This window comes from Mycetohabitans endofungorum (assembly GCF_037477895.1).
Lineage (GTDB): Bacteria > Pseudomonadota > Gammaproteobacteria > Burkholderiales > Burkholderiaceae > Mycetohabitans.
On record NZ_CP132744.1, the window covers coordinates 2,324,481 to 2,337,239 of the forward strand.

Genomic DNA, 12,759 nt, shown 5'->3' on the forward strand with positions numbered 1-12,759 from the left:
GCCGCACCACGACCTTACCCAACATCACACCTCATGAGCCGCCCGACTCCCTGCCGCGCCGAAAAATACACCGGCCCTGCTATCGCGTTGCACTGGATCACCGCTGCGCTGATCGTCGGCGGCTTCGCGCTCGGCTGGGTCATGACCGACATCCCGGGCATCACGCCGACCAAACTTAAATACTTCTCGTGGCACAAGTGGATCGGTTGCACAGTGTTCCTGCTCGCCGTGCTGCGCCTGATCTGGCGCTCGGTGAACCGCCCGCCGGCACTGCTCGCGCCGATGCCCCGCTGGCAGCAGCAGGCGGCCACGATCACGCACTGGCTACTGTACGCGCTGCTGCTCGTGATCCCGGTCAGCGGCTATCTGTATAGCTGTGCGTCGAATGTGCCCGTCGTCTATCTCGGCCTGGTCCCGTTGCCCTCGCTCATCGCACCGAATCCGGCGCTCAAGCCGGTGCTCCAATCTATCCATGTGTACCTGAACGATATGCTGCTCGTGCTGGTGGCACTGCACGTCGCCGCAGTACTAAAGCACCAATTCGTGGACCACGACGGCTTGCTGTTGCGCATGTTTCCATTTGTCAAATAGCGCGTCCATACATTCGCGCATCGCAAAAGGTGAAAAGATGATGTTCAATCTCCCGCTAAACCGGTCCATCCATCAATGGCTGCTGAGCGGCGTCAGCGCGATGCTGCTGACTGTCGCACCCGTGGCGTACGCGCAGGTGGACGTCGCGAAAAGCAGTGTCACCGCCACACTCAAGCAGATGAACGTGCCGGTGGAAGGCAAATTTAAGCAATTCGACGCACAAGTCCATTTCGATCCCGCCAAGCCAGCGTCCGCCAGCGCACAGGTCAGCGTCGACGTGGCCAGCTACGATCTTGGCGACGAGAGCTTCAATTCAGAAGCGCGTAGCAAGACCTGGTTCGACGCGCTCGCCTACCCGAAGGCGACCTTCCGCTCGAGCAGCGTGAAGCCGGCCGGCGACAACAAGTACAGCGTCGCGGGCAAGCTGACGATCAAGGGCAAGACGCTGGATGTGATCGTTCCGGTCTCGGTCAGCCAGCAGGCAGGACAGCAGGTCTTCGACGGCACGTTGCCGATCCGCCGCTCGCAATTCGCCGTCGGCACCGGCGAATGGAAAGACACGTCCGTCGTAGCCGACGAAATCACGATTCAGTTCCACCTTGTTGGCGCCAAGCATTGATCCGCGGCTGGCGCCCGTTCGACGGCCTACGGGCCGCCTCGTCATCTTGAAGGAGAAACGCTTGAAAACACGCACGCTGCGCGGCATGGCGCTCGCCGCCGCCACGCTGTTCGCCTCCTGCGCATTGGCCTCGATGGAGACATTCCAGCTAGATCCGAACCATACGTATCCGAGCTTTGAAGCAGACCACTTTGGCGGTATGTCAATTTGGCGAGGCAAGTTCAACAAGTCGAGCGGTACGGTGACGCTCGATACGCAAGCCAAGCGTGGCGCGGTCAACGTGACGATCGATATGGCGTCGGTCGATACCGGAAACGCGAAACTAGACGAGCACCTGCGGGGGCCGCAAGTGTTCGACGTGGCCAAGTACCCGAGCGCCGTCTACAAGGGTACGTCGATCCGGTTCGACGGCGACAAGCCGGTCGAGGTCGACGGCACACTGACGTTGCACGGCGTCACCAAGCCGATAAAGCTGACGCTAGACTCGTTCCAATGCAAGCAGCATCCGATGCTCAAGCGCTGGTGGTGCGGCGCCGATGCCAAAGCCAGCTTCAACCGCGCTGACTTCGGACTGGACTATGGCAAGTCCTACGGCTTCAACATGCAGACCACGCTCCAGATCCAGGTCGAAGGCATCAAACAATAGTGAACGCGACCGGTTGAAATCCGACGGCGTTACCGCTAAGGTGGCGTGCACGCAGGCACCGGCGCCAGGTAATTCATTGTGCGTGCAACGATCAGGCGACGGCATTCGTCAACGCAGTTCATAGGATAAGGAACTCGCATGGGTGCATCTGTCTCGTCGTCCTCCGTCGCTCCGGCCGTGCGGCTGAAGGTCTGGCGCGCAGTGGCCGCCGCCTCGATCGGCAACGCGCTCGAATGGTTCGATCTGGTCGCCTACGGCTTCTTTGCGGTCGTCATCTCCCAGCAATTCTTCCCGGCCGGCAACGACACGATATCGTTGCTGCTCACTTTGGTCACGTTCGGCGTATCGTTCTTCATGCGACCGCTGGGCGCCATCGTGCTCGGCGCTTATGCGGACCGCGCCGGCCGCCGGGCCGCGCTGTCGCTGTCGATCTCGCTGATGATGGTCGGCACGCTGATCATCGCCGTGCTGCCCAATTACGCGACCATCGGCCTGGCCGCGCCGCTCATCCTAGTCATCGCGCGATTGCTGCAAGGCTTTTCCGCCGGCGGCGAGTTCGGCAGCGCCACCGCGTTCCTGGCTGAGCACATGCCGCAGCGCCGCGGCTTTCTCTCCAGTTGGCAAGTCGCCAGCCAGGGGCTCACGATGCTGCTCGCAGCCATCTTCGGCGTCGTGCTCAATGGCAACCTGTCACCCGCGCAAATGGATGCATGGGGCTGGCGGATCCCGTTTTTCTTCGGACTGTTGATTGGGCCGGTCGCATGGTATATCCGCAAGCGCGTCGATGAGACGCCCGAGTTCGTCGCAGCCGAGATGTCGAGCAAGACCACGTTGACACCCGTGCGCGATACGCTCGCGACGCAGAAGGAGCGTTTGCTGATCGCCATCGGTGTGGTAATTCTGGCCACCGTGTCCACGTATGTCGTGCTGTTCATGCCGACCTTTGCGGTGAAGCAGCTCGGCCTGCCGGCGTCGGCGTCGTTCGCCGCGATCCTGTTGACCGGTATGATCCAGCTGGTCGTGTCGCCATTGGTGGGCCACTGGTCCGACCGGCACGGCCGCACCGGCATCATGCTCGCGTCGGCGATCACGATCCTCGTGCTGATCTACCCTGCGTTTGCGATGCTGGTTTCGCATCCGACCTTGGCGACGTTGCTGGTCGTGCAGATCATCTTCGGCTTTCTGATAAGCGGCTATTTCGCCACGCTGCCCGGGTTGCTATCGGAGATTTTCCCGGTCAGCACCCGCACGACCGGGCTATCGTTGTCGTACAACATTGCCGTGACGATCTTCGGCGGCTTTGCACCGTTCATCATCTCTTGGTTGATCGCATCGACCGGCACTAAGGTAGCGCCCGGCTTCTACATGATCTTCGCGGCGGCGATTAGCATCGTTGCGCTGTTCGCGGTACGCTTGCGGCTCGCGGTGCGCTAAACGCGCGAGCCGGTTGTAGCGGCCGTAGTGGTTGTAGCGGCCGTAGCAGTTGTCGTGCCGTAGCAATTGGCCGGTCCGAGTCATCACGGACCGGCCAACACGCCACAGCGCGGCGAGCGTGGCTACACCTGCGCGCCGGCGTTCGGATCGTTCGGATCGTACCCCGACTTCTTTTCCTTGATCAGGTCTTCGCGCTTGACCCCGAGCCACATCGCCAGCGCCGCTGCGACGAACACCGACGAATAGATGCCGAACAAGATACCGATGGTCAGCGCCAGCGCAAAATAGTGCAGCGTTAGACCGCCGAACAAGAGCATCGACAACACCACCATCTGCGTCGAGCCGTGCGTGATGATCGTGCGCGACATTGTGCTCGTAATCGCATGATTGATGACCTCGGTGACCGTCATCTTGCGCTCGCGCCGGAACGTCTCGCGAATCCGATCGAAAATGACCACGGATTCGTTGACTGAATAGCCGAGCACCGCGAGCACCGCGGCCAGCACCGACAGCGAGAATTCCCACTGGAAGAACGCAAAGAAACCCAGGATGATCACGACGTCGTGCAGATTCGCGATGATCCCGGCAATCGCATATTTCCATTCGAAGCGGAACGACAGGTAGATCACGATGCCCACGACCACGCACGCGAGCGCAAGCAACCCGTCGGTCGCCAGCTCCTTGCCCACCTGCGGCCCGACGAACTCCACGCGCTGCAGCTTGATCTGCGCATCAAGCCCGTTCAGCGCGGCCATCACCTGGTCGCTTTGCTGCGCCGACGACAGCCCCCCCTTCAAGGGCAGCCGGATCAGCACATCACGCGACGTGCCAAAGGTCTGTACCTGCGCATCAGCATAGCCGATCTTGTCCAGCGCGCCGCGAATCGGGTCGACTTGCGCGGCTTGCGGCGTGTGGATTTCTAGCACGGTGCCGCCAGTAAATTCGACGGACAAATGCAGACCGCGATGCAGCAGAAAGAACACCGCGAGAAGGAACGTCACGAGCGAGATCACGTTGAAGATCAACGCCCGCTGCATAAACGGAATGTCTTTGCGAATCCGGAAAAATTCCATGAGGATCTCCGAGCGTGGTCAGCGGGACTGGCCCGGCTTAATCGGCGCATCACGTTGCGGTGTGCGTTCCGACGGGGGCACATCGCCGGGCCGCGGCACCGCTGGCGCATTGCGCCGCGCCGCGCGCTTCGGTCCCGTGCGCTTGGCGCCCGGGGTGCGTGGCAGCGCCTGCGCCGCACCGGCCGCCCCCTGCTGAGCAGATTCGGCGTACGCGACCGGTGCGCCTTCCGGACGCCATACCTGGCCAATGGACAGCGACTTGAGCTTCTTCTTGCCGCCATACCACAGGTTCACCAGTCCACGGGCGAAGAATACTGCGGAAAACATCGATGTCAGGATGCCGATGCAGTGCACGACCGCAAAGCCGCGCACCGGCCCGGAGCCGAATGCGAGCAGCGCCAGCCCAGCGATCAGCGTCGTGACGTTCGAATCCAGAATTGTCGCCCATGCATGCGAGAAGCCATTTTGGATCGCCAGTTGCGCGGGCGCGCCGCGGCGCAATTCTTCGCGGATGCGCTCGTTGATCAGCACGTTCGCGTCAATCGCCATGCCCAGTGCCAGTGCGATTGCCGCAATGCCGGGCAATGTCAACGTCGCCTGCATCACCGACAGCACCGCAACGAGCAGCAGCAGGTTCACCGACAACGCAATCACCGAGATCAGTCCGAACAACATGTAGTACGCGATCATGAACACCGCGATCGCGACAAACCCGTACTGCACCGAGTCGAAACCTTTTCTAATGTTGTCCGCGCCCAGGCTCGGTCCAATCGTGCGTTCCTCGATGATCTCCATTGGCGCGGCCAGTGAACCGGCGCGCAACAACAGCGCGAGATCGGTCGCCGCCTGAGGCGTCGGCTGGCCGGTGATCTGGAAGTTTTCGCCAAGCTCGGACTGGATCGTCGCCACCGTCAGCACCTCGCCCTTGTTCTTCTCGAACAACACGATCGCCATTGGCTTGCCGATGTTGTCGCGCGACACGTCGCGCAGCACCCGTCCGCCGCGCGCATCGAGGCGGATCTTCACTGCCGGACGCTGGTGCTCGTCGAAACCGGCCGATGCGTCGGTGATCCGGTCGCCGGTAAAGATCACTTGTTTCTTCAGGTACACCGGCGCGCCGTTGCCCTGCGTGAACAGATCATCACCAGCCGGCACCGGATCGTTGATGTTGCGCACCAAATTCTGGTAATCGGCCATGCGGGCCTCGAGCGTCGCGGTCCGCCCGATGATGTCCTTGGCCTTTGCGGTGTCCTGCACGCCGGGCAGTTCGACGACGATCCGGTCCACGCCCTGTTGCTGCACGATCGGTTCCGCGACGCCGAGTTCGTTGACTCGGTTGTGCAGCGTTGTGATGTTTTGCTTTAGCGCGCTGTCCAGCACCGTTTTTTGCGCGGCCGGTGTGAACGCGCCCACGACCTGGTAGCCGCCGGCAGCCGGCTGCACCTGCCAGGTCAACTCGGTGACGTTGTCCGACAGCAGCTGGCCCGCGCGGTTCGCGACGTCCTGATCGACGAAGTTGACTACCACCGTCTGGCCGACGCGGTTCACGCCGCCATCGCGGATCGACTTGTCGCGCAGCAGCGTACGCGCATCAGCTGCATCCGAATCGAGCTTCTTGTTCAGCGCGCCGGCCAGGTCCACCTGCAACAGGAAGTGCACGCCGCCGCGCAAGTCCAGGCCCAGGTACATCGGCAGCGCGTGCAGCGACGCTAACCAGCGCGGCGAGGCCGATTGCAGGTTCAGCGCGACGATATAGGTCGGATCCGCCGGATCGGCATTGAGCGCCTTTTGCAGCAGGTCCTTCACGCGCAGTTGCGTGTCGGTGTCCTTCAGCCGCACGCGGATAGTCGCGTTCTGACTCGTGTTGTCAAACGTCACGTCGTCCGCCTGCACGCCGTTCGCGGCGAGCGTCGACTCAACAGTATTGAGCACCGACGAGTCCAGCTTGACCGTCGCCTTGCCGCTGGACACCTGCACCGCCGGCGCCTCGCCGAAGAAGTTGGGCAGCGTGTACAGCAAGCCGATGGCAAGCGCCATCAGCATCACGACGTATTTCCAGAGGGGATAGCGATTCATGGAATGACCGGACAGAGGAATTCTGGCGCGACGCTCGCCGGGCTGTATCCGCTTCGGCGCGCGGTCGGTGCACCAGGCGCCGTGCCGCGCGGACCGGACACACGCCGGCGATCAGAGCGACTTGATCGTGCCCTTGGGCAGGATCGCCGAGACCGCGCTCTTTTGCACGGTGACCTCGACGCCGTCGGACAACTCGACGCCAACATAGGCCTCGCCGACCTTCGTGACCTTGCCCACGATGCCCCCGGACGTGAGCACTTCGTCGCCCTTGGTCATCGCGGCGAGCATGTTCCGGTGCTCCTTCTGCCGCTTCATCTGAGGACGGATCATGAAGAAATACAGCACCACGATCATCAGGATGAAGAAGCCGTACGTCTGGATAAAGCCGGCGGCACCGCCTGCGGCGGGTGCCGCCTGGGCGTACGCATTAGAAATGAACACGTTGGTCTCTCCGTGGTGGAAGGTCAAAATAGCCGAACATTCTACCATCTGCCCAGGACGGCAAAGTACCGTCTGGCGGCTGTACGGGCCGATGCGGCGGACGCGGCAGCGCCCACGGCCAGGACATCGGGACTCAGAGCCGGCCCATCGGTCGCGTGGCCACGTACAATACACACTGGTCCGTTTTGCGCCCGGCGCGTCCCCCATGTCCTTCGCCACCTGCCTCGAATTCTTCGCCCCCTGCCCCCGCGGCCTGGAGGGCGCGCTCGCCGTCGAACTCGGCGAGCTGTCCGCGTTTGCCGCCGATCCGACGTTCGCCGTGCAAGCGCCGGCGGCCGGCGGCGTGCCGTTCAGCGGTGCATGGGCTGCCGCCATCGCAGCCAACCTACATTCACGGATCGCCAGCCGGATCCTGCTGAAGATCGCCGCGCGGCCCTATCGCGACGAGCACGATATCTACGCGCTGGCACGCGAGCAGCCGTGGGAGCAATGGTTCAACGCTAGTCGCACGTTGCGGGTGGACGTGACCGCGATCAAGTCGCCGCTGCGCAGTCTGGAATTTACGACGCTGCGCATCAAGGACGCGATCTGCGACCGGCTGCGCGAGCAAACCGGTGCGCGGCCCAGCATCGACACCGCCGAACCCGACGTGCGGGTGCAGGCGTTCGTCACCGCCACAAACTGCACGCTGTACCTGGACACCTCCGGCGAGCCGTTGTTCAAGCGCGGGTGGCGCCTAGACAAAGGCGCCGCGCCATTGCGCGAGAATCTGGCCGCCGGAATCCTGCGGCTGACCGGCTGGACACCAGGCACGCCGCTGTTCGATCCGATGTGCGGCAGCGGCACGTTCATCGCCGAGGCCGCGCAGATCGCGCTAGGCATCGCGCCAGGCGTGGAGCGGCGTTTCGGATTCGAAAAGCTCAAGCACTATGATGTCGGCGCGTGGCAGCGCCTGAAGGCGCAAGCGCTGGACGCTAAACGCGAGGCCGGCGCGCGCGCCACGCCGGGCGATGCCCTGTCGATCTACGGCAGCGACGTATCCGGCGACATGCTGGCTAAGGCCGCCGCGAACCTGCAGCGCGCAGGTGCGCCCATGGTGCCGCTCAAGCAACTCGATGCGCGCGACATCGTGGCGCCATGCGACACGCCGGGCGTGCTGGTAGCCAATCCGCCCTACGGCGAGCGAATCACCATGCGCGGCCGCAGCGCCCGCACAGACGACGGCGATGGCACGAGATTTCAGCGCGCCCGTCCGGACGACGCGGACAGCGCGTTCTTCCGCTCGTTCGGCGACGTGCTCAAGCAGCGGTTCCCCGGCTGGCACGCGTTCGTGCTCAGCGCCGATCGTACCCTGCCCGGCCAGATGCGGCTGCGCGAATCGACGAAGACGCCGTTGTACAACGGCGCGCTCGAATGCCGGCTGTTCCGCTTCGATCTGGTCGCCGGCGCGATGCGGCAACGCTCGGCGACGCGCGCGCAGACGGACTCATCCGATTGAACGGCCCGGCGCTGGCAACGCGCATACGCCCCGCCCCAGCTTCTTTCTTGGCCGTCTCCGGCGTCGCCGCAACGCGCGTTTCGCCTTCCCGCGTGTCGGCAGGCATACCGATCTGCCTCGTTGACCTCCTTGAGCGCCTATCGGTGCCGGTGACGCCGCGTCCGACATCATTATCTACAAGCGGGCAATGCAATAGGGACCTGGATCGCGCCACACGGTCGCGGGTCGGTGTCCGCCACCGGATGGGCCGCCGTGACGGCGCGCGGATGGGAAGGCCGCTCGCTGCACCCGACAGCGGTACAATATTGGCTCTTATGGATACGCAACTGTGGGCGCCGCACGTGACCGTGGCCGCCATCGTCGAGCATGGGCAGCGGTTCCTGCTGGTCGAGGAGCACACGCCGCACGGGCTGCGGCTGAACCAGCCGGCTGGTCACCTGGAGCCGGGCGAAACGCTGCTCGAGGCGGTCGTGCGCGAAACGCTCGAGGAGACCGACCGGGCAGGTGTTCACGCCGCAGGCGTTGGTTGGCGTGTACGTCGCGCAGTTCGAGCGGGGGCACGGTGTGCCGGCCACCTATGTCCGCTTTACGTACTGCGGCACCGCCAGTCACGCTCCAGTCCCGCGCAAGCTCGACCCCGATATCCTGCGCACGCTCTGGCTGAGCGCCGACGCGGTGCGCGCACAAGCGTCGCGCCACCGTACGCCGCTCGTGTTGCACTGTATCGAGGACTACCTGGCGGGACGCCGCTATCCGCTCGAGTTCGTGCAATCCTACCCGGCCGCACCGCGCTAAATAGCGTACCGCGACCGGCTTTGAGCAACCCAACCGGCGCTCGCGCCGCGTGGCGCCCGCGGCGCCCAAACTGGCAACGGTAACGCATCATGGCAAAGCAACGCGTGGTCGTCGGCATGTCCGGCGGCGTGGATTCGTCGGTCGCCGCGTGGCTGCTCAAGCAGCAGGGCTACGACGTGGTCGGCCTGTTCATGAAGAACTGGGAAGACGACGACGACAGCGAATATTGCGCGAGCCGGCAGGACTGGATCGACGTCGTATCGGTCGCGGACCTCGTCGGCATCGACGTCGAAGCGGTAAACTTCGCCGCGCAGTACAAGGACAGGGTCTTTGCCGAGTTCCTGCGCGAGTATTCGGCGGGCCGCACGCCCAATCCGGATGTGCTGTGCAATGCAGAGATCAAATTCAAGGCATTCCTAGACCACGCGATGGCGCTGGGTGCGCAAACCATCGCGACCGGCCACTACGCCCGCGTGCGCCGGGTCGGCGAGCGGTTTGAACTGCTCAAGGCACTGGACTCGTCCAAGGACCAATCCTACTTCCTGCATCGCCTGAACCAATCGCAGTTGAGCCGCACACTGTTTCCGCTCGGCGAAATGCCCAAGGCGCGGGTTCGCGAGATTGCTGCGCAAATCGGGTTGCCCAACGCGGCAAAAAAGGACTCGACTGGCATCTGCTTCATCGGCGAACGGCCATTCCGCACGTTCCTGAACCGCTATCTGCCGACCCGCCCCGGCCCGATGAAAACCCCGGAGGGCAAGGTCGTCGGCGAACACATCGGGCTCGCATTTTACACGTTGGGTCAGCGCAAGGGGATCGGCTTGGGCGGCAGCCGCGATGGCAGCGGCGAGCCGTGGTTCGTCGCCGGCAAGGACATAGCGGGCAACACACTGTATGTCGTGCAGGGGCACGATCACCCGTGGTTGCTCAGCTCGACGCTGCAGGCGGGGAACGCCAGTTGGATTTCAGGCGCAGCACCGCAGGAAGGACACCCGTGTGCGGCCAAGACACGCTATCGCCAGCAGGACGCGACCTGCATATTCCAGCATGCACCAGACGGGCACTTTGCGTTGCGCTTCGCGCAGCCGCAATGGGCGGTGACGCCGGGACAATCCGCCGTGCTGTACGACGGCGACGTGTGCTTGGGCGGCGGCATCATCGGCGCCACGTCGGCGCCGTTCACGCCTGCGGCAACGTATCGACAAACGCCTGCCGCTGCGACAGCTTCGTAAAGTGCTTGTCCAGATTCGGGTGCGCATCGCGCCACGCAAGCTCCGACATGCGAAAGTCTAGGTAGCCGAGCGTACAGCCGAGCGCAATGTCGGCCAGCGTGTAGTGATTGCCGTGGCACCACGGCCGCTCGCCGAGTCCGCGCGCCATCGCAGCAAGGCCGGCGTGGATCTTGCGTTGTTGCCGCTCCACCCACGCTTGACTACGCTGCCCCTCGTCGCGCTGCGTAGCTTCGACCCGCACCAGCACCGCAGCCTCGAGCACTCCATCGGTCAGCGCCTCCCAGCCACGCACCGCGGCGCGCTCGCGGCCAAGCTGCGGCAACAGTTTGCCCACCGGCGTCAGCGTGTCGACGTACTCGCAAATGACCCGCGAATCGAACATCGCCTCGCCGTCCTCCATGACCAGGCATGGCACCTTGCCCAGCGGATTGAAGTCGTGAATGACCGTATCGACCGCCCAGGGATTCTCGAGCACCAGCTTGTAGTCGATTTTCTTTTCAGCCATCACGATCCGTACCTTGCGAACGAACGGGCTGCTGAGCGAACCGATTAATTTCATCTTTCCCCTTCAGAGAGTCTTGGGCGATATAGCGCCCCCGGACATCATCTTATCCGTCGCATTCGCGCGACAGGCACTCTAACGCGTGACCATTGTGTTTGGATTACAACAGCCTGAAACGGTGCATGAACCGCCGCCGCATCTCAGTGCGGCGGCGCTCTGGTAGTACGGTGCCCTGGCAGTACGGCGCCCTGGCAGTACGGCGCCCTGGCAGTACGGCGCCCTGACAGTACGGCGCCCTGGCAGTACGGTGCTCTGGCAGCACGACATACCGGCAGTACGGCGCACCGGCGACGTGGCGTAAGGCCAGCCTCACCGGGACACGGCCAATGGTAAAATGCGCGGTTCTCCACGCTTTTCCGGCGCCGCTGTGGCGTCCCGTGCCATGTCTGACATTCGTCCCGATACCCTCTTTGCGCTGACCGCGCTATCGCCACTGGACGGCCGCTATGCGGCCAAAACCGAAGCCCTGCGCGACTGGCTGTCCGAAGCCGCGTTCATGCGCCACCGCGTCACCGTCGAGGTCCATTGGCTGATCGCGCTGTCACAGGCCGGGTTGCCGGGAATCCCGGCGTTCTCCGCGTCATCCGAACAATTCCTGCTGCAACTGGTCGAGCGCTTTTCCCCGCGCGATGCCGCCCGGATCAAGGACATCGAGCGCGTGACGAACCACGACGTGAAGGCGGTCGAGTACTGGCTGAAGGAGTCGGTCAAGGGCCAGCCGGAACTGGAGCGCGCGAGCGAGTTCATCCATTTCGCCTGCACGTCCGAGGACATCAACAACACGTCGCACGGGTTGATGCTCAAGGGCGCGCGCGAGCATGTGATACTGCCGGCGCTGCGCACCGTGCACCAGCGGCTGGTCGCGCTCGCGCACGCGCACGCCGCGCAACCGATGCTCTCACGCACGCACGGACAGCCGGCCAGCCCGACGACGCTGGGTAAGGAAATCGCCAACGTGGCCGCGCGCCTATCGCGTGCCATCGACCGGATCGCCGCCGTCACACTGTTGGGCAAGATGAACGGCGCGGTCGGCAATTTCAACGCCCATCTGTCTGCCTACCCGGATTTCGACTGGGAAGCCTTCGCCCGAGATGTCGTGCAGACGCGGCTCGGGCTGACGTTCAATCCCTATACGATCCAGATCGAGCCGCACGACTACATGGCGGAGCTGTTCGACGCGCTCGCGCGGGCGAACACGATCCTGCTAGACCTGGACCGCGACGTGTGGGGCTACATCTCGCTGGGCTACTTCAAGCAAAAAACGAAGGCGGGAGAAATCGGCTCATCGACGATGCCGCACAAGGTTAATCCGATCGATTTCGAGAACTCCGAAGGCAACCTGGGCCTGGCCAACGCCACGCTGCGCCATCTGGCGGACAAGCTGCCAGTGTCACGCTGGCAGCGCGACCTGACCGACTCGACGGTCCTGCGCAACATTGGCGTCGCATTCGGCTATTCGCTACTCGCGTACGATGCCCTGATCCGCGGGCTCGATAAGCTCGAAGTCAATCCACAACGGCTTGATGAGGACTTGGATGACTGCTGGGAAGTGCTGGCCGAACCGGTACAGACCGTCATGCGCCGCTATGGAATCGAGAATCCGTATGAGCAGTTGAAGGAGCTAACGCGTGGCAAGGGTATCACCCGCGATGGACTGCACGCCTTCATCGGCACGCTGCCGATCCCGGACGAGGCCAAGGCGCGACTGCTGGCGATGACGCCGGCATCCTATGTCGGCAAAGCGGTCAAGCTCGCGCAACGCATCGGCTGACATCGATGCGCCGGCCGTGAC

At 63.6% G+C, this 12,759-nt stretch carries 11 protein-coding genes and 1 pseudogene; 8 read left to right on the plus strand and 4 right to left on the minus strand.

What is annotated here, in order from left to right; genetic code table 11:
- Positions 1 to 33: 33 nt before the first annotated feature.
- From RA167_RS10145 to RA167_RS10160, 4 genes are all read left to right on the plus strand, one after another.
- Entirely contained in the window at positions 34 to 591 is a 558-nt protein-coding gene (locus RA167_RS10145) for a cytochrome b (RefSeq protein WP_076785446.1), read from the plus strand.
- 100 nt (positions 592 to 691) lie between these two features.
- Entirely contained in the window at positions 692 to 1,210 is a 519-nt protein-coding gene (locus RA167_RS10150; protein ID WP_370642894.1) for a YceI family protein, read from the plus strand.
- 85 nt (positions 1,211 to 1,295) lie between these two features.
- Positions 1,296 to 1,856 (plus strand): YceI family protein, encoded by a 561-nt coding sequence (locus RA167_RS10155; RefSeq protein ID WP_076787424.1) that lies wholly within the window; start codon positions 1,296 to 1,298, stop codon positions 1,854 to 1,856.
- Between the two features lie 138 nt (positions 1,857 to 1,994).
- Positions 1,995 to 3,290 carry an MFS transporter gene (locus RA167_RS10160; protein WP_076785447.1) on the plus strand — a complete coding sequence of 432 codons (1,296 nt, stop codon included), beginning with the start codon at positions 1,995 to 1,997 and terminating at the stop codon, positions 3,288 to 3,290.
- A 122-nt stretch (positions 3,291 to 3,412) separates the two neighbouring features.
- On the opposite strand, the gene secF is transcribed toward RA167_RS10160, so the two are convergent.
- From secF to yajC, 3 genes are all read right to left on the minus strand, one after another.
- Positions 3,413 to 4,363: a protein translocase subunit SecF gene (secF, locus tag RA167_RS10165; protein WP_076785448.1), complete on the minus strand. Its 951-nt coding sequence runs from the start codon at positions 4,361 to 4,363 to the stop codon at positions 3,413 to 3,415.
- Between the two features lie 18 nt (positions 4,364 to 4,381).
- The gene (secD, locus tag RA167_RS10170; RefSeq protein WP_076785449.1) at positions 4,382 to 6,439 is read right to left on the minus strand and encodes a protein translocase subunit SecD; all 2,058 of its coding nucleotides are present in this window, start codon (positions 6,437 to 6,439) and stop codon (positions 4,382 to 4,384) included.
- A gap of 111 nt (positions 6,440 to 6,550) precedes the next feature.
- Positions 6,551 to 6,928, minus strand: coding sequence for a preprotein translocase subunit YajC (gene yajC / locus RA167_RS10175; RefSeq protein ID WP_076785450.1), 378 nt, complete (start codon positions 6,926 to 6,928; stop codon positions 6,551 to 6,553).
- A gap of 157 nt (positions 6,929 to 7,085) precedes the next feature.
- On the opposite strand from yajC, the gene RA167_RS10180 reads away from it, so the two are divergent.
- The 3 genes and pseudogenes from RA167_RS10180 (at position 7,086) to mnmA (ending at position 10,405) form a co-directional block, all read left to right on the plus strand.
- Positions 7,086 to 8,378, plus strand: a complete 1,293-nt coding sequence (locus RA167_RS10180; RefSeq protein ID WP_076785451.1) for a THUMP domain-containing class I SAM-dependent RNA methyltransferase — start codon at positions 7,086 to 7,088, stop codon at positions 8,376 to 8,378.
- A 314-nt stretch (positions 8,379 to 8,692) separates the two neighbouring features.
- Positions 8,693 to 9,173: pseudogene (locus RA167_RS10185) on the plus strand (NUDIX hydrolase).
- Positions 9,174 to 9,262: 89 nt separating this feature from the next.
- Complete coding sequence (gene mnmA / locus RA167_RS10190; RefSeq protein ID WP_076785452.1) at positions 9,263 to 10,405, plus strand: tRNA 2-thiouridine(34) synthase MnmA; 1,143 nt, start codon at positions 9,263 to 9,265, stop codon at positions 10,403 to 10,405.
- Here mnmA and RA167_RS10195 read toward each other — a convergent pair.
- On the minus strand, positions 10,353 to 10,964 hold the full coding sequence (locus tag RA167_RS10195; protein ID WP_076785453.1) for a glutathione S-transferase C-terminal domain-containing protein: 612 nt from the start codon (positions 10,962 to 10,964) through the stop codon (positions 10,353 to 10,355). The two genes, mnmA and RA167_RS10195, sit on opposite strands and share 53 nt — an antisense overlap.
- A gap of 385 nt (positions 10,965 to 11,349) precedes the next feature.
- On the opposite strand from RA167_RS10195, the gene purB reads away from it, so the two are divergent.
- Complete coding sequence (purB, locus tag RA167_RS10200; protein WP_076785454.1) at positions 11,350 to 12,738, plus strand: adenylosuccinate lyase; 1,389 nt, start codon at positions 11,350 to 11,352, stop codon at positions 12,736 to 12,738.
- The last annotated feature ends 21 nt before the right edge of the window (positions 12,739 to 12,759 follow it).